General features: G+C 75.0%; 19 protein-coding genes. 7 read left to right on the forward strand and 12 right to left on the reverse strand.

The features are described 5' to 3' along the window. Nucleotides 1-171: 171 nt before the first annotated feature. From ACFV1L_RS25090 to ACFV1L_RS25110, 5 genes are all read right to left on the reverse strand, one after another. Nucleotides 172-576 (reverse strand): hypothetical protein, encoded by a 405-nt coding sequence (locus tag ACFV1L_RS25090; protein WP_380369511.1) that lies wholly within the window; start codon nucleotides 574-576, stop codon nucleotides 172-174. Between the two features lie 102 nt (nucleotides 577-678). Beyond that, complete coding sequence (locus tag ACFV1L_RS25095; protein ID WP_380369513.1) at nucleotides 679-3,642, reverse strand: BTAD domain-containing putative transcriptional regulator; 2,964 nt, start codon at nucleotides 3,640-3,642, stop codon at nucleotides 679-681. Nucleotides 3,643-3,837: 195 nt separating this feature from the next. Then, nucleotides 3,838-4,416 carry a hypothetical protein gene (locus ACFV1L_RS25100; RefSeq protein ID WP_380369515.1) on the reverse strand — a complete coding sequence of 193 codons (579 nt, stop codon included), beginning with the start codon at nucleotides 4,414-4,416 and terminating at the stop codon, nucleotides 3,838-3,840. Between the two features lie 239 nt (nucleotides 4,417-4,655). Continuing rightward, nucleotides 4,656-5,033 carry a nuclear transport factor 2 family protein gene (locus tag ACFV1L_RS25105; RefSeq protein ID WP_380369518.1) on the reverse strand — a complete coding sequence of 126 codons (378 nt, stop codon included), beginning with the start codon at nucleotides 5,031-5,033 and terminating at the stop codon, nucleotides 4,656-4,658. A 96-nt stretch (nucleotides 5,034-5,129) separates the two neighbouring features. After that, complete coding sequence (locus tag ACFV1L_RS25110; protein ID WP_380369521.1) at nucleotides 5,130-6,440, reverse strand: BTAD domain-containing putative transcriptional regulator; 1,311 nt, start codon at nucleotides 6,438-6,440, stop codon at nucleotides 5,130-5,132. A 447-nt stretch (nucleotides 6,441-6,887) separates the two neighbouring features. On the opposite strand from ACFV1L_RS25110, the gene ACFV1L_RS25115 reads away from it, so the two are divergent. Beyond that, the gene (locus ACFV1L_RS25115; RefSeq protein WP_380369523.1) at nucleotides 6,888-7,337 is read left to right on the forward strand and encodes a nuclear transport factor 2 family protein; all 450 of its coding nucleotides are present in this window, start codon (nucleotides 6,888-6,890) and stop codon (nucleotides 7,335-7,337) included. Between the two features lie 247 nt (nucleotides 7,338-7,584). On the opposite strand, the gene ACFV1L_RS25120 is transcribed toward ACFV1L_RS25115, so the two are convergent. Further along, the gene (locus tag ACFV1L_RS25120; protein WP_380369525.1) at nucleotides 7,585-7,797 is read right to left on the reverse strand and encodes a hypothetical protein; all 213 of its coding nucleotides are present in this window, start codon (nucleotides 7,795-7,797) and stop codon (nucleotides 7,585-7,587) included. Between the two features lie 391 nt (nucleotides 7,798-8,188). Here ACFV1L_RS25120 and ACFV1L_RS25125 point away from each other — a divergent pair, with 391 nt between their 5' ends. Then, nucleotides 8,189-9,655, forward strand: a complete 1,467-nt coding sequence (locus ACFV1L_RS25125) for a glycoside hydrolase family 6 protein (protein WP_380369527.1) — start codon at nucleotides 8,189-8,191, stop codon at nucleotides 9,653-9,655. Between the two features lie 61 nt (nucleotides 9,656-9,716). Here the strand turns inward: ACFV1L_RS25125 and ACFV1L_RS25130 are convergent, their stop codons facing one another. Next, complete coding sequence (locus tag ACFV1L_RS25130) at nucleotides 9,717-10,103, reverse strand: hypothetical protein (protein WP_380369530.1); 387 nt, start codon at nucleotides 10,101-10,103, stop codon at nucleotides 9,717-9,719. A gap of 66 nt (nucleotides 10,104-10,169) precedes the next feature. On the opposite strand from ACFV1L_RS25130, the gene ACFV1L_RS25135 reads away from it, so the two are divergent. Continuing rightward, on the forward strand, nucleotides 10,170-10,349 hold the full coding sequence (locus tag ACFV1L_RS25135; protein ID WP_380369532.1) for a hypothetical protein: 180 nt from the start codon (nucleotides 10,170-10,172) through the stop codon (nucleotides 10,347-10,349). A 414-nt stretch (nucleotides 10,350-10,763) separates the two neighbouring features. Here ACFV1L_RS25135 and ACFV1L_RS25140 read toward each other — a convergent pair whose 3' ends face one another. Continuing rightward, entirely contained in the window at nucleotides 10,764-11,684 is a 921-nt protein-coding gene (locus tag ACFV1L_RS25140) for an oxidoreductase (RefSeq protein WP_380369535.1), read from the reverse strand. 226 nt (nucleotides 11,685-11,910) lie between these two features. Between ACFV1L_RS25140 and ACFV1L_RS25145 the strand changes: the two genes are divergently transcribed. Next, nucleotides 11,911-13,347, forward strand: coding sequence for a tetratricopeptide repeat protein (locus ACFV1L_RS25145; RefSeq protein WP_380369536.1), 1,437 nt, complete (start codon nucleotides 11,911-11,913; stop codon nucleotides 13,345-13,347). Here the strand turns inward: ACFV1L_RS25145 and ACFV1L_RS25150 are convergent. Continuing rightward, entirely contained in the window at nucleotides 13,341-13,811 is a 471-nt protein-coding gene (locus ACFV1L_RS25150) for a MarR family transcriptional regulator (RefSeq protein ID WP_380369538.1), read from the reverse strand. The genes ACFV1L_RS25145 and ACFV1L_RS25150 overlap by 7 nt on opposite strands. Before the next feature lie 326 nt (nucleotides 13,812-14,137). Between ACFV1L_RS25150 and ACFV1L_RS25155 the strand changes: the two genes are divergently transcribed. Beyond that, complete coding sequence (locus ACFV1L_RS25155) at nucleotides 14,138-14,707, forward strand: hypothetical protein (RefSeq protein ID WP_380369540.1); 570 nt, start codon at nucleotides 14,138-14,140, stop codon at nucleotides 14,705-14,707. 28 nt (nucleotides 14,708-14,735) lie between these two features. Here the strand turns inward: ACFV1L_RS25155 and ACFV1L_RS25160 are convergent, their stop codons facing one another. After that, nucleotides 14,736-16,007, reverse strand: coding sequence for an APC family permease (locus ACFV1L_RS25160; protein WP_380369542.1), 1,272 nt, complete (start codon nucleotides 16,005-16,007; stop codon nucleotides 14,736-14,738). Nucleotides 16,008-16,112: 105 nt separating this feature from the next. Between ACFV1L_RS25160 and ACFV1L_RS25165 the strand changes: the two genes are divergently transcribed. Beyond that, nucleotides 16,113-16,607, forward strand: a complete 495-nt coding sequence (locus ACFV1L_RS25165) for an Lrp/AsnC family transcriptional regulator (RefSeq protein WP_380369544.1) — start codon at nucleotides 16,113-16,115, stop codon at nucleotides 16,605-16,607. A gap of 233 nt (nucleotides 16,608-16,840) precedes the next feature. Next, nucleotides 16,841-17,500: an HNH endonuclease family protein gene (locus ACFV1L_RS25170; RefSeq protein WP_380369546.1), complete on the forward strand. Its 660-nt coding sequence runs from the start codon at nucleotides 16,841-16,843 to the stop codon at nucleotides 17,498-17,500. 43 nt (nucleotides 17,501-17,543) lie between these two features. Here ACFV1L_RS25170 and ACFV1L_RS25175 read toward each other — a convergent pair whose 3' ends face one another. Both ACFV1L_RS25175 and ACFV1L_RS25180 read right to left on the reverse strand, forming a co-directional pair. Beyond that, nucleotides 17,544-18,206: an HAD-IA family hydrolase gene (locus ACFV1L_RS25175; RefSeq protein ID WP_380369548.1), complete on the reverse strand. Its 663-nt coding sequence runs from the start codon at nucleotides 18,204-18,206 to the stop codon at nucleotides 17,544-17,546. 76 nt (nucleotides 18,207-18,282) lie between these two features. Continuing rightward, on the reverse strand, nucleotides 18,283-18,630 hold the full coding sequence (locus tag ACFV1L_RS25180; RefSeq protein WP_380369550.1) for a hypothetical protein: 348 nt from the start codon (nucleotides 18,628-18,630) through the stop codon (nucleotides 18,283-18,285). Nucleotides 18,631-18,830 lie beyond the last annotated feature (200 nt).

The raw sequence follows: 18,830 nt of genomic DNA on the forward strand, positions 1-18,830 counted from the left end.
AGCCAGGGTCGTCGGACTGGGCGCGCCGTGTCGGGCGCGCCCGGGGCGCGGCGCGCTGGACGGGGTGCGCGGCAACCGGCCGACGACCGGGGGGGGGCGGCGGCCACCCGCCGGTCGTCGGCGGTCTGTCGGGGGAGTCGGCTCAGGTGGTCGGGTTCACCGTCGCGGCGATCAGTACCAGAGGTCGGGGCTGACCTGGTACTCGTAGCCGGAGCCGCCGTTCCAGTAGAACCGCACCTCGGCCTTGTAGTCGTGGCCGGCCGCCGGGTTGGTCAGGCTGTAGGTGTAGGTGTACTGGCCGGACCGGCAGGGGATCGTGGTCGAGATCGCCTGGCTGTTGGTGGTGTAGTCCCAGATGATGATCTGCTCGCTGCAGTTGTTGCTGGCGAAGTTCGTCGCCACGGTGGCCTGCACCTGCCCCGACCCCGCACCGATGCAGATCTGCTCCCAGCCGGGGCCGCCGCAGCCGCCGCCGCTCGCCGCCGAGGCGGCCCCCGCACCCGTCAGCGCGATGCCGCCGGCCATCGCCGCCGTCGCCAGGGCCAGCGCGGCCTTCCGGGCTCCCTTGATGGACATGTTGATCCCCTCTCCTCGGTGGCCCGGCCGGTCGACCGGGCACGAGAAGGAGACTCCCGGACGGCGATGGACAACCGATGAGCACGCCCGACGCGGCCCGGCTCAGCCCAGGCCGCGCAGCAGTTCCTCCACCTCCGCCGCCTCACCCGCCAGGCCCAACTGCCGCAGGTGGCCCAGCGCCTGGCGCAGGCAGACGCCCGCCCGGTCGGTGTGGCGCAGCCGGACCAGCGCCTCGCCGAGGGCCCGCAGCAGCGCCGCCTCCAGCATGCCGCCGACCTGCCGGGCCCGCGGCAGCGCCTCCTCGGCGGCCCGGACGGTGGCCCGGTCGCGCCCCGCCGCGAGGTGGATGCGGGCGATCAGACTGCCCGTCGCCGCCTCGAACGCCAGCATGCCGAACGAGCGGAACCGCTCCAGCACCTGCTGGGCCTGCTCCAGCGCGGGTTCGAGGTCGCCGCACAGGTGCAGCACCCGGGCCAGGTAGTACCGCCCGACGGACTCGGAGATCGACACCTGGCGGCCGGTCAGCTCCACACACCGCACGGCGGCGGCGCGGGCCGCCGCCAGATTCCCCAACTGGGCCTGGTTGAACGCCAGTTCACCCAGGACGAGACCCTCGGCGGTATGGTCCGCCAGTCGGCGGAACAGCGCCGCCGCCTCCTCCAGGTGGCCGACGGCCGGCCCGAACTCCCGCAGCGCACGGGCGTTCGCGCCGAGCAGCTTCAGCGTGTCGGCCCGCAGCCGGAGCCGTTCGTCGCCTTCGCACAGCTCCAGGCAGCCGCGCAGCTCCTCCCCGGCCTTCGCATAGGAGTTGGCGTGCCACAGCATGCCGCCCCGGATCGACCGGGCCAGCGCCTCCACGTCCCGCTCGCCGCGGGCCCCCGCCGCGGCGGCGACCCGGCCCGCGAGGTCCGCCACCGTCGTCACGTAGTCGCGGCCGAACAGCACCGAGCCCATGGCGTCCAGCAGATCGACGGCCCGCGCCAGCGGCAGGGCGTCGTCCGTGCAGGCCCGGTCGATCACGGCGCGGTGCAGCGCGGTCCGGCCGCGCATCCAAGCGGTGGCCCGCTCGATGGTGTCGAAGCGCTGCCCGGGCGGGTCGGCCGGGCGGTCGGCGGGCTGGACGTGCTGCCCGGGCGGGTCGGCCGGCCGGTCGGCGGGCTGGACGCGGTGGGCGGTCCGCTCCGCGTTGCGGGCGCTCGCCACGCAGAAGTCCAGCAGGCCGGCGAACGCGGCCGTCGTCGAGGCGGGGGAGTCCAGTCGGGCGGCGCGCTGCCGGGCGAACACCTTCAGCAGGTCGTGGAAGCCGTACCGGTCGGCGGCGGGCGACCGCAGCAGGTTCAGGTCGACCAGCGCGTCCAGCAGTTCGCGGGTCTCGGCGGCGCCCCGGCCGAGCAGCGCGGCCGCGTCCGCCGACCCCAGCTCGGGGGCGTCCGGCAGGGCGAGCAGCCGCAGCGCGCGGGCCTGCTCGGCGGAGAGCCGGGCGTACGAGAGCGCGAGGACGGGCTCCACCGCGGCCTGCTCGTGGGCGAGTTCACCCAGCCGGGTGCGCTCGTCGGCGAGGCTCGCGGCCAGGCCGGCCAGGGACTGCGCGGGATCGGCGGCCAGCCGGGAACCCGCCACCCGCACGGCCAGCGGCAGCCGGCCGCAGGCCGCGACGATGGCGGCGGCCGCCGCCGGCTCCGCGTCGACCCGGGCCCGGCCGGCGACGGCGGCCAGCAGGCCGACCGCCTCCGCCGTCGTCATCGCGTCGAGGTGGAGGTGGCGCGCGCCCGGCAGGGTGGTCAGCCAGGCCCGGCCGGTCACCAGCACCGCGCAGGTCCGGGAACCCGGCAGCAGCGGGGCGACCTGCTCCGGGCCGGCCGCATTGTCCAGCAGGATCAGCAGCCGACGGCCCGTCACCGTGGTCCGGAACAGCGCGGCCCGCTCCGCGAGGTCCGCCGGGACCGCGCGGTCGTCCACGCCCAGCGCGGTCAGGAACGCCGCGAGGGCCTCCGCCGGATCGAGCGGAACGCCCTGCGCGCCGCGCAGGTCCACGTACAGCCGGCCGTCCGGGAAGCGGCCCCGCAGCGCGTGGCCGACCTGCACGGCCAGACTGGTCTTCCCGACACCGCCGAGACCGTTGATCGCCGAGATGACGACGGCCCCCGGGTCCGGCCGCGACAGCGCGGCGGCGAGCCCGTCCAGCGCCGCCCGACGGCCCGTGAAGTCCGGTAGCGCGGGCGGAAGTTGCTCGGGCACCGGCTCGGCCGTGGAGCGGCGCACCGGACGGTCCGCGGCCGGCCCCGGCCGGGCGGCGGTGGCGAGCGCCGGATCGCAGCGGCGCACGCGCTCGGCCAGGGCGTCCAGCTCCGGGCAGGCCAGTCCCTCCGCGCGGAAGAAGCGGCGGGCGTCCAGGTACACCGCCCGGGCCTCCTCGGGCCGGCCGGACAGGTGGTACTCCAGCATCAGCAGCGCGCGGAACCGCTCCCGGAACGGGTGCGCGAACACGGCCTGGTCCAGCTCGACCGGACAGGACGGGGCGTCGCCCAGTTCGACGTCCAGACCGAGCTTGGCCTCCCACGCCTCCAGCCGACGCTCCGTCAGGTGCCGGCGCAGCTCCGCGGCGTGCCGGCCCGGCAGACCGGCCAGCGGCTCGCCCTCGTGCAGGGCCAGCGCCCGCGCCAGCAGGTCGCGCGCCGCCGGCCGCCCACCGGCCGCGAGGGCCTCGCCGGCCCGGGCGGTGAGCCGGTCGAAGACGACGGCGTCGACGGACCCGGCCGGCACGTCCAGGCGGTAGCCGCCGTCCACCGTCACCAGCAGGTGCCCGAGCCCGTGGCTCCGCAGCTCGCGGCGGAGCCGGTAGGCGTGCGTGGCCAGGACCGCCCGCGGGTTGCCCGGCGCGCTGTCCTCCTCGAACACCCCGTCCTCCAGGCGCGCGGCCGTCAGCACCCGCGACGGCTCCGCCAGCAGCATGGCGAGGAACGCCTGCTGCTGGCGGCGGCCGAGCGCGAGGCGGTGCTCGCCGTGCCAGGCGTCGAGCGGGCCGAGGAGCCGGAAGCGGAGCCCGGCGTCGGCGGTGGTCTCCATGGCGGTTCCCGTCTCCCGTCTCCTGCGGGATCGTCACTTCCCGGGCGGCGCCCGCCGACGGGCGGTGGGGCGGGCCGTGGCACCGCGGTGGGGCGGCTCGCGGGGCGGCCCCGGGACTCGCGGTGGCGCGGGCCGGGACTCGCGGTGGGGCGGCCCCTCGGCCCGGGGCGGGGTGGCCCGTTCCGGCAGGACGGCTCAGCAGTCGGTGGGCGGCGGCAGCACGACGTAGGGGCTCTCCACCGAGGTCGGCCCGAAGATCGGGCCGTGCGTCTGGTCCGGGACGTACGTGATGCCGGGCTGCCGCTCGAAGACCGTGCGGTTGCAGGCGTCCGTGATCAGCAGGTCGCCGTTGCGCCACAGCGTCAGCCGGGCGTGCGGGTGCCCGGCGGTGCCGCTCTCCCAGCACAGAGCGCCGCCCGCGTCCAGCACCACCAGGTTGCCGTCGCTGCGGATGACCGCCTTCGCACCGCAGCCGACCGTGCCGGACGCCCAGGTCGGGTACTGGCGGGCGAAGTCGTGGTCCGGCGCGTAGTACACGACGAGGTTCCCGTCGGGCTGCATCACCAGCCGCGCCGTTCCGTACTGGCCCGGGTTGTCGAGGTGCGCACCGTTGTTCGGCAACTCCTCGTCGTCCCAGATGCTCGCGGTCGGCCGGTCGTAGACGGCGTGCGCGGTGCCCGAGGCGCCCAGCGCGGTCAGGAGCGCCGCGAGGGCGGCGCCGGCCAGGGCGGCAGCGCCCCGCTTCCGGGTGACTCGTACGGTGCTGCGGCTCAACTGCTCGGTCCTCTCCTGCGGTTCACGACGGTCGTCGACGCCAGGACCTGCCTGCCCGGCAGATGATCACGCCGACGATCGGATTCTGTGATGCACCGATTGACAGGCGATCAACGACAGCGTTTACGCGCCAGTAGCAGAGTGCGGGCCCGGGGGAGGGAGAGCAGCGAGGGCAGCGGAGAACACCCCTGCGGGACGGCGCGCCGGTCGGCAGGCGACGTCCCGCAGGGCGAAGCGACTCAGGAGGCGGACGGCCCGATGTCGCCCGCGAAGACGATGAACTGGTCGATGAGGCTCCGCCGGAGATGGACGACGTCCGTTCCCGCCAGGCGGGGGCCTCCCTCCGGGGTGGTGAAGACCCACTGGTAGCGGGCCCACTCGCCGGGCATGTCCACCGCCGAACAGCGCACCATCGTGCCCGGCCCCGCCGGGTGGTGCCGGATGTCCAGCACGAACCGCTCGACCGCCGCGATGCCTTCGCTGCGGCCCAACGGCCCCCAGAAGACCACGTCCGAGGTCAGCGCCTGGGAGAGCAGGGCGGTCACATAGCTGTCGTCGGAGGCGTTGAACGCGGAGATGAACGTGTCGATCGCGGAGCGTGCGGTCTCTTCCTGCATGCTCCAGTAATAGCAGTTGTTCCGCGTGCGCCCGTCACCCGAACCGCCCTCCGGCCACGGTCGGCCGGGAGCGCGAAGGCGGTGGCGCGGGCCCGCTCAGGTGTCGGTGGGTGGACCCGGGGGCGGGAGAACGGCCGAGATCGGCCACGTGGGGCGGCGCACCAGGCGGTTGGCGGCGTGGCGCAGGGCGCGGGGCAGGTGATGGCAGGCGGCGGCGAGCGCTCGGGCAGCCTCGGGTTCGTGGGCGGGACGTTCGGGGCCGATCACCCGGGTGAGGAGGGCGACGGCCTCGGGGGAGGTCATCCGGCCGACTCGGACCGTGTGGGCCGGCGAACTCCGCGCCGGGAGATCCTCGTCGAGGACGACCAGGGCGGCGGCGGTCGGGGCGGTCGGAAGGAGCGGCCGGATCCGGTCGAGGTCCGGAACCCCGTCGAGCACCACCAGGACCCGGCGGTCGGCGAGCATGCGGAGGTACAGCTCCCGGCGGTCGTGCGCGCCTGCCGGGACAGCCTGCTCGTCGACTCCGAGGGCGCGCAGGAACGATGCCAGGACGGCCGGTGCGGTCGGGGTGGACGGGGTGGACGGGGTGGAGGAGGCGTCGGCGGCCCGCAGGTCGGCGTACAACTGACCGTCGGGGAAGCAAGCTTCCGCGAGATGGGCCGCGCGGACGGCGAGCGCGCTCTTCCCCGCGCCCGGCGGACCGGTGACGGCGACGAGCGGCGGGGCGGCGCGATCCGTCGCAGTCAGCAGCCCGGCGATCCGGGCGAGTTGGCTGCGACGACCGGTGAAGTCGGCCAGGTCCGGCGGCAGTTGGAACGGGCGCAGGACCGGCCCCGCGGCGCACGCCTCGGAACGGCCGAGCTCCACGGCCAGTTCGCGGTGGGCGCGCAGCGCCTCCTCCCGCCGGCCCGCCAGCATCCGGCGCTCGTGCGCCGCGAACGGGCCCGGCACACCGTCCAGGGCCGGACCGGACCACAGGTCGAGCGCCGAGGACAGCAGCGAACAGGCCCGCTCAGGCTGCCGGTCGAGGCGAGCGGTGGCGGCGTCGGCGAGCGCGGACAGGAACACCGTCCGGTCGATCCGCTCCGGCGCGACGTCCAGCCGGTAGCCCTTGCCGACGTGCCGCAGCACCGTCGGACCGCAACCCAGCGCGCTGCGCAGCCGATACACGTTGCCCGGCAGCGCGGCCGCCCGATCGGGCGCGTCGTCGCCCTCCTCGCCCCAGACGGCGTCAATGATCTCGCCGACCGGCACCGGCCGGCCCGCATGCGCGAGCAGGACGGCCAACACCGCCCGGTCCTGCGCCCGATTGATCCTCAACTCCCGACCCGCACGCCAGGCCTTCAAGGGCCCGAGAGCAGTGAAGCGGAGCTCCGTCGCGGTCTCCTCGCAGTGATCGGCTGACACTCCGTCATGCTACCGAGCGACCACCGCCGGCAACGCCCGTTGTCGGTCACCTCCATGGCCTGATCGCACCGCCGGGCCGCAACCACCGCGCGACGGGAGCAACGAAGGGCGCCGCAAGGTCGGCCCCGCACGGGCCTCGCGGACCCGTCCGACCGACGGCCGGGCCGACCACCGGCGTGGCGCACGGGCCGTCGGCCTGTGCTGCGGGGCTCGGCAGGGTGCCGAGGGCGGGCGGGACGCCGCGGTTCTCGCGCCTCGACCCGCGTTCCCTCACCAGTCGGGCGCCGCTGTGGCGCGGGGGTTCGGCTTCCCGGCCCGCACGTCCGCCGCCCGGCCGGTCGATCGCTGCCGCGCGAGAGCGAGGCCGACGTTGCGGTCGGGTTGTGCAGGGATATCGATGTCGGATAGCCGCCAGCGCGGTCTGCCCCTGCTGAACACACTGGCGGCATGGCGATGTCATCCACTACAGACTCGATTGCGGTCCTCACCGGCATGTACGCGGCCGAGGCGGAGTACCTTGCAGCCGGCGGCCCTGACGAGGCTTCATTCGACCTGCTCGCCCCCTTCTTCGCGCCGGACGTCGTGCTGCACCAAGCCGATTCTCTGCCCTACGGGGGCACCTGGCGCGGGCATTCGGGCATGACGCAGTTCTTCCTCGCGATGGGTGCCGCTTGGGAGTCGTTCGACATGGCGGAGCAAGAGTTCCTGGCCACCGGTGAGACTGCGGTAGTGCTCACCCGGGTCCGTGCTCGTGCTCGTGCGACAGGCCGCGAACTCTCCTTCCCGATCCTGCAGACGATCACGGTCAAGGACGGGAAGATCACCGAGGTCCGTCCGTTCTACTGGGACACACAGGTCATCGCCGACGCCTGCGCAGGGGCGAGGGCGACCGGCTGATGCGGACGGCGAGGCCGCTGGTCACGGCCGCTCGTCGACGGCCGGTACCAGAACGGTTGCCTCATCGCGGACCGCGGGCCTGTCGTGCCGTGCTGCCACTGCGCGGTGTCCTTTAGGCGGTTGATGCGGCGCTCCCCTGCGTGCCGCTGCCTGTCGTCCTCCCGGTCGGCCTTCGGCGGCCACCTGGGCCGCCACGAGCGGCTCGGGGCCTTCCAGCAGACGGTGGCCCAGGCCGGGCAGGTGGTCGTCACGGTGTGCTGGTGCTGGGTCCCGCCCGACGGCGACGAGGTCGACGCGGGTTCGGCGCGCCGGACTTGCGGGTGCGGCCGACCGCCCGGCCGGTGGCCGGGATGAGCATCAGGGAGGCGAAGCCGCCGTCGACGGTGCCGTTGATCGGCGGGCCGTCGAGCGCCTCCAGGCTGGACGGGAGGAGCGCCGCCGGCACCGGGTTTCCGACCACTCGCCCCAGTGTGCGCATCGTCCGCCTCCGCAGGTCCTCGCACGTCCCCGGCCCACCGTACGCGCCCGCGCCGACGGTCCGGCGGGGGCCCGCCCCCGCCCCCCGGCGGAAAGTTACAGGCGGGCGGGGCCGGTCCGGCGGCTCGGAGCGGGGCCGGCCGCCGACGGGTGCGGGCGCAGGTCGGGGCGGGTGTCGGGGCGTCAACGGCACGGGCGGCGGGGGAAGTTCGTGGTGCACGGAGCCTGCCGCCGGGGCCGGTCCGGCCGCTACCATCGGCCGGACCCGTTGCGGGAGCGCTCCCATGCTCCGCCTTCCGCATCGGCCCCGGTCAGCGGGCCCCCACCCGGCTGCCGTCCACCCTCTCCCACCCGAGAGCACCCCGGAGGACACCGTGCACACCCCCGACCGCCGCCGGCGCGGCACCGTCCCGCCGCACCCCGCCGCCCGCCAGGGCCGGCCCACCCGCCGGGCCGCCGTGCTCGCCCTGGCCGCCACCGCCACCGCACTCGGCCTGGTGGCCGGCGTCCAGGGCGGTGCCGACGCCGCCGTGCAGGGCAGCCTGCCGGCCGGCACCCAGTTCTACCGGGACCCGGCCTCCCAGGTCGTCAAGTGGGTGGCCGCCAACCCCGGCGACTCCCGGACGCCGGTGATCTCCAAGCGGATCGCCAGCCAGCCGCAGGGCATCTGGTTCAGCAACTACCGCCCCAACACCGTCACTTCGGACGTCCGCGCGGTCACCTCGGCGGCCGAGCAGGCCGGGCAGACCCCGGTGCTGGTCGCCTACACCATCCCCAACCGGGACTGCGGCGGCGCCTCGGCCGGCGGTGCGCCCGACCTCGCCTCGTACGACGCCTGGGTGACCAAGTTCGCGGCCGGGCTGGGCAGTTCACGCTCCATCGTGGTGCTCGAACCGGACTCGATCGCGCTCACCACCTGCCTCAGCGCCCAGCAGCAGAGCGACCGCTTCGCCTCGCTGGCGCGCGCCGTCACCGCCATCCACAACGCCGGCCCGAACACCAAGGTGTACCTCGACGGCGGCCACTCCACCTGGAACTCCGCCGGTGAGCAGGCCAACCGGCTGCGCACCGCGGGCGTGCTCAACGCCGACGGCTTCTTCACCAACGTCTCCAACTTCAACACCACCGCCAACGAAACCGCGTTCGCCCGCAGCCTGCTCTCCTCGCTCGGCAACCCCGGCAACCTGCACGCCGTCATCGACACCAGCCGCAACGGCAACGGCCCGGCCGGCAGCGCCTGGTGCGACCCGTCCGGACGCGCGATCGGCAACTACCCCACGGCGAGCACCGGGGACAGTGCGGTCGACGCGTTCCTGTGGATCAAGCCCCCGGGCGAGGCGGACGGCTGCGCGGCCGCCGCCGGCACCTTCGTCCCCGACATCGCCTACCAGCTGGCCGCGAACGCGCCCGACCCGAGCAGCCCGCCGACCTCCCAGCCGCCCACGTCGCAGCCCCCGACCTCCCAGCCGCCCACGTCGCAGCCCCCGACCTCGCAGCCGCCCACGTCGCCCGCGCCCGGCGGGGCGTCGTGCTCGGTCGCGTACCGGGCCAACTCGTGGAGCGGGGGCTTCACCGCCGACATCACCGTGAAGAACACCGGCAGCACCACCATCTCCGGCTGGAAGCTCGGCTGGACCTTCCCCGGTGACCAGAAGATCACCAGCGCCTGGAACGCCACCGTCACCCAGAGCGGTGCCGCCGTGACCGCCACCGACCTCGGCTACAACGGCACCCTGGCGGCGGGCGCCTCCACCGCGTTCGGCGTGCAGGCCACCTACGGCAGCAACAACACCGCACCCACCGCGTTCACCCTCAACGGGGCCGCCTGCACCACCTCCTGACCATCCTCCCCAGCCCCGCCGGCCACCCCCACCCAGCGAGCCGGCGGGGCAACCCCTCCACTCAGGGCCGCAGTTGAACGGCCGTCACCGTCACGTAGCCGACCAGCAGCCCGAACAGGCACACCGCCGCCGCGTACCGGGGCGTGAACGGCAGCCCCGCCAGCGACGGGTACAGCAGCACCGCGCCGCCCGCCGCCAGGTCCGCCAGGTACAGCCCGTCCGGCGGAACGATGCCGGTGGTGCGGGCGGCCCACCCGGTGGCGATCAGGAACCCGGTCAACAGGGTGAACCCGGACAGCAGCCCCGAGCCGATCGCGCCCAGGGTCGGGTGCGGCTCCGGCGGCGGCCCGCCCTCCGGGGGCTTCGAACGGACCCGGTGCGCCACTGCGAGCGCGCCGACGGCGAGGGCCGTCGCCGCGAGGGCGCCGAGCAGCGGGGCGGGATTCATCGGCTCCTCCTGGAGAACACGAGATGCTGCCCGGTGAGCGCGGCGAGCGCCGCCGGCAGCAGAACGGTGAGAACCAGCACGGCCGCCCACACCGACGGCTCGATCACCCCCGCCCCGGCCGGGGGCGTCGCGGGCGGAGCGGCCACCGCCGTCGAAGGCGCGGCAAGCGGGGCCGGCGGCAGCGGGGACGCGATCGAGGCGACCGGAGTGGCCGCGGCGCTCTCCCGCTCAGCAGCCGGGGACTGACGGTGTGTCGGCGTGCGGAGCGGCGAGGGCGTCGACGGCTGCGCGGCCGTCGTGATCGGGGCCGTCGTGATCGGGGTCGGGTGCGGGGCCGTCGTCGGGGTCGGAATCGGGTGCGGCGGGGGAGTGGCGGTCGGGCTCGGCGTCGGGCCCGGGACGGAGCAGCGGCAGTGCCACTGCCAGGGCCAGCTCCACGGGGGTGGGAGCGGGTGCGGGCAGAGAGGGAGGGGGAGGGGAAGGGGGACCGGCGGGAGGGTCGGGACGGACGGGAGGGGCAGTGGGAAGGGGCCCGAGGGCTGGTCCATCGCCCGATCATCGGACCGTCGGCGCCCTTCCCGCTGCCCGTCCGCGCCCAAACCCCACCCGCCGGTGAACCGCCCGCGCCCGCAACGGAATGCCCGAACGACGCTCCGGGTGTCAGTTCGACCCGGCAACCCCCTCGGCGCGCAGCGCGTCGAGGCGCGCCAGTTCGTCGTCCGAGAGGCGCAGCGAGCCGGCCGCCACGTTCTCCGCGAGGTGGTCCGGATCGCCGGTCCCCGGTATCGCCAGCACGTGCGGCCCCTGATGGAGCGTCCACGCCAGCCGGACCTGCGCGACGGACGCGTCGTGCGCCCGGGCCACCTCGTGCACCGCCCCGTGGTCGCCGGCGGTCGGATCCGGCTCGCCCCCGGAGCCCGCGATCGCGAAGAACGGGACGAAGGCGACGCCGAGTTCACCGCACTGCCGCAGCAGTGCGCGGTCCTCGTCCGGCGCGCCGATTCCGTACGGGTTCTGCACGCAGACCACGGGCGCGACGGCCCGGGCCTCGGCCAGCTGCGCGGCGGTGACGTTCGAGACGCCCAGGTGGCGGACGAGTCCGGCGGCGCGCAGGTCGGCCAGGGCGCCGAAGTGCTCGGCGATCGAGCCGGACCGCCGGCTGGGCGGCACCCGCAGGTTCACCACGTCCAGGTGGTCGCGGCCGAGTTGACGCAGGTTCTCCTCGACCTGGCCGCGCAGCTGCTCCGGCGCTGCCCACCACCAGGCGCCCGACGGGTCGCGGCCCGGCCAGACCTTGGTGGTGATGACCAGGTCCTCCGGGTACGGCGCCAGCGCCCGGTTGATCAGCTCGTTCGCCGAGCGGGTCGCCGAGAAGTAGAACGCGGCGGTGTCGAGGTGGTTCACGCCGAGCTCGACCGCCCGCCGCAGCACCTCGATCGACCGCTCGCGGTCGCGCGGCACCCCGCCGTGGAAGGGCGCGGTGCCCGTCAGCCGCATCGTGCCGAAGCCGAGACGGTTGACGGTGCGGTCGCCGAGCCGCCAAGTGCCCCCGGCGGACGGTGTGTTCGTTCGTGCGCTCATGTCACAGTCTCCTCGTGCGGGCAGGCGGGAACACGGCCGGTGCGCGGATCCGGCGGCCGTGCCGTGGCCCCGGAGCGGCCCCGCACGGGCGGGGCCCGCGACTCCGGGCATGAAAAAAGCCTCCTCGGCGGATCGGAGTCCGCGCCGAGAAGGCTTGCGTGTGACGGTCATTCTAGCAGGCGGGCCGGTCCCACTGCTGTCGGTGACGGTCCGTAGGGTGCTCCGAATGAACGTCGACGATCTCTCCTGGCAGGCCCGCACCCTCGGCGGAGTCCCGCCGAGCGTGGTGCGCACCCTTCTCGACCAGGGGCAGGTGGAGCACCTGGTCCGGGCCGCCCGCGAACGCGGCGACTGGCACTGCGCGGAGGGCGCGGTGCGCGGACTGTGCGCGGAAGGGGAGTTCGAACGGGCGCTCGCCCTGCTGGAGCCGTTCGCCGAGATCGGCTGGCGCCCCGCCGAGTGGCTCACCGCCGAGGTGATGATCCAGCAGGGCGCGGGCGGGGAGGCGCTCGCGCTGGTACGCCCCGACCAGGCCCGGCGCGGCGACGGCCACGCATGCGCACGGTACGCCGAGTTGGCGGTGAAGGCCGGGCAGGTCGACGTGGCGATCGAGATCCTCGCGCCGCACCTCGGCGAGTCCTGGCTGCTGTCGAAGCTGGTCGACCTGACGGAGGGACAGAACCGGGACGAGCAGGTGCTCGACCTGCTCGACCAGGCGCTGGAAGGCGCGGCGGGCGACTGGTGCCGCGGAGGTCTCGGCCGGTGGGAGGTGCTGATCGGAACCGCCCGGGTGCTGGAACGCGCGGGCCGGGGCGGGGAGGCCGTCGACCTCATGCGGGCCGAGCTCGGACGGAACCGGCAGCTCCCCCTCAACTTCCCGGAGCACTACGCGAACCTGCTGGCCCGACAGGGCAGGATCGAGGAGCTCGCGGAGCTGGCCGCCCGCGAGCCCCACGTCGTCCCCCGGTACACGCAGGCGCTGGAGGAAACCGGGCGCGCGCCCGAGGCCGAGGCCCTGCTGCGCGGCCGGATCGCGGCGCACGACGGCGCCAACGACCGGGTGGCGCTGATGCACCTGCTGGCCCGTCAGGGCAGGATCGACGAAGCCGTGGAGACCGGCCGGCCGACCTACGACTACTACGACTGCTGGAACCAGATCCACTGGGCGCTCGAACTGCTCGCCGCCGACGGCCGCCCCGGCCAGGCCCTCGCACTCCTGGAGTCGCTCACCGGAGCCTGGGCCGAGGGCCACCCGGACACCGTCCGCCACCTGCGGCTGTGGCTGCTGGGCGAGGACGGCCGCTGCGCGGACGGCATCGCGGAGGCCACCGCCCTCGGCGCGCAGGAGCCCGACGAGTGGGACACCGCCCTGGCCGCACTGCTGGAACGGGACGGTCGACCCGACGCCGCCGCCGCGCTGCTGCGCTCCTCCGCCCACCGCCGGGCCCCCTTCGAACTGGCCGACCTGCTGGCCAGGCACGGCCGACCGGCCGAGGCGCTCGCCGCCGTCCCCTCGATCGCGGAGGAACGCGCGAGCACCGCCCGGCGGGAACGGGAACAGGAACGCGCGCGGGAGGCGGCGGAGCGGCGGCAGCAGGTCGGCCCGGGCGAGGGCGAGGACGGCATCTCCGCGGAGCCGCCGCCCCTGGACCTCCTTCAGTGAGCGGGGGCGCCGCCCGTGTTCCGGATCATCTGCTGAAGCACCTTCAGCGTGGTGACGTAGTCGGCGTCGTCGATGCCCCGGTGGATGCGGGCCCGGATGGCCGGGGCGTGCCGCTTGAGGTCGACGCGGGCCTCCTCGCCCGCGTCGGTGATCCACAGCCGGTCCTCCGCGTCGCGGGTGAGCCAGCCGCGCCCCAGCAGGACCTCCGCCTCCGCGGCCAGGTCGTCCTCGGGCCTGAGGTAGGAGCTCATGGCCTGCCGGAGTTCGGGGACGGTCATCCCGCGGCCGTCGGGCGAGATGTCGTTCACCGACAGGTTGCGCAGCAGCCAGAACTGGGGCTGGGTGAAGCCGAGTTCGGCCTGCTGCGAGCGGGTGAACGAGATGAGGGCCTGGTAGGCCACTCCGGTCCAGTACGCGGCCGGCTGGCCGGCGAGTTCGGCGTCGGACAGGTGCTGGGTCGTCATGTGCGGTACCCCCTGGAAGTGATCGCTGGTCCGAGCACCGTAGAACTTCAAGCCGAGTTGAAGTCAAGCCGACTGCTGCGCCGGAGGACCGCCCTGGCGCTGGTCCCGGAGCTGTGCGTGCCCTACCGTCCACAGCGTGCCGGCTTCGCACGAAGGGGCTGGAACGGCTTCCACCGGTGTGCCTCTCGTCCGTCCTCGACGCCCGGGCCGTGGTGCGGGCGCGTCGACGTCGAAGGACCCCGGTGCCTTCTCCGGTCGAGTCCTCCGCGGGCAGTGTTCTGACGTGAGGTCAGGTGTGTCCAGTGGCGTCGGACGGGGAGGGTGCGGTGTTGGTCGGGTCGCGGGACGGGTTCGGGCTGGAGTTCCACGGCGGGCGGGATCCGGGGCTGCTGTGCGTCGACGTGTTCGTCGGCGGGCTGTGGGTGGATGCGCGGGACAACGCGTTCTACCCGCCGCTGCTGGTCAAGAAGCTCAAGGACGAGCTCGTCCGGTTCCGCGTTCCGACCGCGGCGCCGGCGGGGTTCACCTCGCCGGTGGAGGCCCTGCGGGTCGCCGAGCGGGCGAGGTACGACGAGGCCGGCCTCGGTGCGGACGACGGGGCCGCGGAGGAACTGGCGCGGTGGGTCTTCCTGGAGTGGGGCGAGTGCACCGACGACGCGGCGGTGTTCGCGTTCCCCGACGGGGAGTCGGTGCACCTCGCCTGCCGGACGTTCGAGGGAGGCGGCGCCGCCTGGGGCACCGAGCCCCGGCAGGAGCCGACGGTGGTGTCGGTGCGCCGGGCGGAGTTCGTGGAGACGCTGGAGCGCGGCGTCGCCGTCGCCGAACGGGAGTGGTCCGTCCGGCTCGCCGCCCTGCGGGAGGACCGCGGTGACGGCGCCCCCCGCGCGGGCGCCTGACGCCGCGACGGCCCGCGCGCCGGGGGGATCAGCGGGTCCTCAACAGCTCTGCCGTGGCGGGTGCTTCGTCGGCGTTGGGAACGTCGCCCGGGCGCCGGCCGAGGAACGCCGCCGCCAGGGCGACCGCCGCCGCGGCGAGGACCGGCCAGCCGGTGCCGAGGAGCAGCGCCAGGACGGCGGGGCAGCAGACGGCGGCGGCGGCCCGGGCGGGGCCGTCGAGCACGCGGACCGCCGCGGCGGTGCAGGCCAGGTAGACGGCGAGGAAGAGCGCGGTCGGGACGGCCACCAGCTGAGAGGTCGTCAGGACGCCCGAGCCGACCAGGAGGATCAGCGGGCCGCCGGTCACGGCGGTGGTGGCGACCACGGCGTACGAGCCGCGGCGGCCGGGGTTCGGCCGGGGCGGGAGCAGGGCCTCGGTGAGTTCGGCGGCGCCCGTCAGGTAGGTGTTGGTGGCGGCGAGGGTCAGCACGAGGGCCGCGCCGGCAGCGAGGATCCGGCCGCCGCCGCCGATCGCCGCGCGCAGCAGGTCCGCCAGCGGGACGGCCCCGCCAGCGCCCGGGCCGAGCACCGCGACGGTGGCCGCGGCCAGGCCGAGGCAGAGCAGCGAGGTCACCACGAACGCGATCAGCACCACCAGGCGCAGCTGCCGGCGCGGGTCGCGCAGGCGGGTGGTGAGGGAGGCGGCCGCCTCCCAGCCGACGAAGGCGAACATCAGCGGCGGCGCGGCGCGCGCCACGCCCGCCCAGCCGTACGGCAGGAACGGCGTCCAGTGCTCGGCCCGCGCGTGCGGTGCGGCACCGAGCACCGCGAACAGCACCAGGGCCACCAGCACGGACACCAGCACCAGTTGGAGCCCCGCGCCGGTGCGCACGCCCAACAGCCGGACGGCCAGCACCAGTCCGAGCAGCAGCAGGGCCGCGCGGACGGCCGTCGAGTCGCCGGCCCCGAGGGCCGCCGCCGCGTAGCTGCCGCCGATCAGGCAGACCACCGGCGCGCCCGCGACCACGCCCGCCAGGAAGCACCAGGCGGCCGCCCGTCCGGCCCGCTCGCCGAGGCCCGCCGCCGTGTAGCCGGCGACGCCGCCGGTCGAGCCGAGCCGGGTGCCCAGCGCGCAGAACACCACGGCTATCAGCCCGGAGAGCACCAGCAGCGCCAGCCACACCAGCAGCGAGGCGGGCCCGGCCGCGCGGGCGGCGAGCCCCGGGAGCAGGAGCAGACTCGGACCCAGCAGAGCCCCGATGTACAGCGCGGACGCGCCGGCGGTGGACAGGTGGGAGCGGCCTTCGGTGTTCTCGGACATGACCCGATTCTGGCCCCGACCGCGCGGCACGCGCTGGCGAATTCCCCCGTACCGCGAGGCCGGAACGGCAGAATCCACCACGCAGGCCCGGCTAGGGTGCACAGCATGCCGAGCCAGCAGTACGACCGCATCGACCGTGCCATCCTCGAACACCTGCAGCGCCACGGCCGGACGGCCAACGTGGATCTCGCCGAGGCCGTCCGGCTCTCGCCGTCCTCCGCGCTGCGGCGGACGAAGGCCCTGGAGGCGGACGGGGTGATCGCCGGGTACCGGGCCGAACTCGACCGGGAGCGCGTGGGGTTGGGGTTGACGGTGTTCGTCGCGCTGCGGGTGGAGCAGCACTCCCGGGAGACCTCGCGGCAGATCGAGCAGGCGCTGACGGAGATTCCCGCCGTGGTCGCGTGCCACGTGATCTCGGGGGAGGCGGACTTCCTGGTGGAGATCGCGGTGCCGGACCTGGCCACGTACGAGCAGGTGCTGCTGGACGACATCCTGGCCATCGGCCCGGTGCGGGACGCCCGTTCGACCTTCGCGATCCGCACCATCCGCTCGCGGGGCCCGCTCCCGCTCGACCGCTGGCCCGCCTCGCGCGGTCGCTGAACCGGACCGTGCCGGCCGCGTCGGGCCGCCGAGCGGCCCGCCGCACGCAGCCGGGAAGGCCGCACCGGGCGGCCACCGGTCGTTTGATGATGGACCTTCACATCGTCGCCGGAGATGGCCATCGGACGGTAATGCAATCTTCACGGCCGGGGATCTACCCGCATAGACCCCGGTCCTGCCACGCTGGCTCGGCACCCGCACCCTGCCCCGCAACGAGTCCAGGAGCACCCGTCGTGACGAACCGTTCCGTCCGCCGCTTCGCCGCCCTCCGCCGCATCGCCACCCTCACCGCCACCGCGGCCCTCGCCGCCGGAGCGCTCACCGTCGGCGCCGGCACCGCCCAGGCCGCGCTGCCCACCCCGGTCTCCGCCGCCACCGCCCGCAGCTACCTGAGCCAGCTCACCGTCCAGGCCGAGGACCGCACCGGCTACAGCCGCGACCTGTTCCCCACCTGGATCACCATCTCGGGCACCTGCAACACCCGGGAGACCGTCATCAAGCGCGACGGCTCCAACGTGGTCACCGACTCGAGCTGCGCCGCCACCTCCGGCACCTGGGTCTCCCCGTACGACAACCTGACCTTCACCTCGGCGTCCAGCCTGGACATCGACCACATCGTCCCGCTCGCCGAGGCCTGGGACTCCGGCGCCTCCGCCTGGACCACCGCGCAGCGCCAGGCCTTCGCCAACGACGTCACCCGCCCGCAGCTGCTCGCCGTCAGCGCCAGCTCCAACCGCTCCAAGGGCGACAAGGACCCGGCCGAGTGGCTGCCGCCGGTCACCGGCTACCGCTGCACCTACGTCCGCGCCTGGGTGCAGGTGAAGTACTACTACAACCTGTCCGTCGACTCCGCCGAGAAGACGGCGCTGGCCAACGTCCTGGCCGGCTGCTGACCTCCGGCCCCGACGGGCCGCCCCCGCCGCGGCCGGTCGGGCGTCAGGCCGCGGCGGGGGGAAGGCGCAGCAGCCGCGCCAGGTGTTCGACGGCGGCCTCCTCGCCCTCGGCGTGCACCGTGGTGAGGCCGAGTTCGCGGGCCGGGGCGAGGTTGACCGGCCGGTCGTCGACGAACACGCACGCCTCCGGCGGCAGGCCCATCCGCTCGCAGGTCAGGCGGTAGATCGCCGGGTCCGGCTTGGCGATCCCCTCCCGCTCGGAGATCACCACGACGTCGAACAACTCCCGGACGCCCAGGGCCCGGTACGGGTCGTACGGGTCCGTGCCGAAGCTGTTCGACAGCAGGGCGACCGTGCAGCCGGCCGCCCGGGCGGCCCGGGCGAGCCCGACCATCCGGGCCGCCGGCCGGACCGCCGCCCACGCCCGGCCCATCAGGTTCACGTGGTCGGGCAGGCCCAGGAGCGGTGCGGTGCGCCGGTTCCACTCCGCCTGCCCGATGACGCCGACCTCCAGGTCCGCGTACAGCGCCCGGGCCACCGGATCCTCGGTGAGGGTCCGGCGCCACGCGTCGGCGTCGAGTCCCTCCCGTTCGCACCAGGACCGCAACGACTCCCGGACGTCGCGGGTGAGCACGCCGACGAAGTCCAGGATCAGCCCCCGGTACGGGGGAGCGCCCGGTGCGCGCTCGGGCTGTCGGTCCGTCATGGGAGCCCCCTCCGGTGCGTCGCCGTACCCGAACCGTACCGGCCCCGGCGCGCACGGGCGGACGGGCCCCGGCGCGTCAGCAGAAGTCCGCCGGGCCCTGCAGCCAGTGACGGACGTTCAAGTGGATCAGCAGGACGATCAGCGTCCACAGCAGCAGTCGCCAGCGGGCTGCGGGCCGTCGGGCCAGGAGCCCGGCGGCGACCAGCAGGGCGAAGGCGGCCGGGGCGACCAGCAGGTGGTAGGCGGTGAGGAAGAAGTCCGCAGAGCCGGCGCTGCCCGGTACGCACGGCGGCGGGTAGCCGCGCGACAACTGGAGCACCTCCCCGCTGCCCAGCCAGGCGAGCGGCAGGCAGGCGAGCAGCCACCAGCAGCCCGTCCGGCCGGTTCTCGCCGCGTCCCGCGGCCCGTCGTCGTCCCAGGCCATCGGCCTGCCCCCCAGAGTGCCGGAGCCGCCCGCGCCCCCCGAGCGGTTCGCAGACGATCTGATTGCTCGGCGATATCGTGGTGAAAGCTTGACGAATAGTCAACCCGGGGTCTGGACAAGCCATTACCCGTGAGTAAGCCTCAGGTGGTGTGACCGAACCCACAGCCTCCGCGCCCACCGCCGCCGCGTCCGCCGCCGCG

Origin of the sequence: Kitasatospora sp. NPDC059646, from assembly GCF_042734615.1 — a bacterium.
Taxonomy (GTDB): Bacteria; Actinomycetota; Actinomycetes; order Streptomycetales; family Streptomycetaceae; genus Kitasatospora.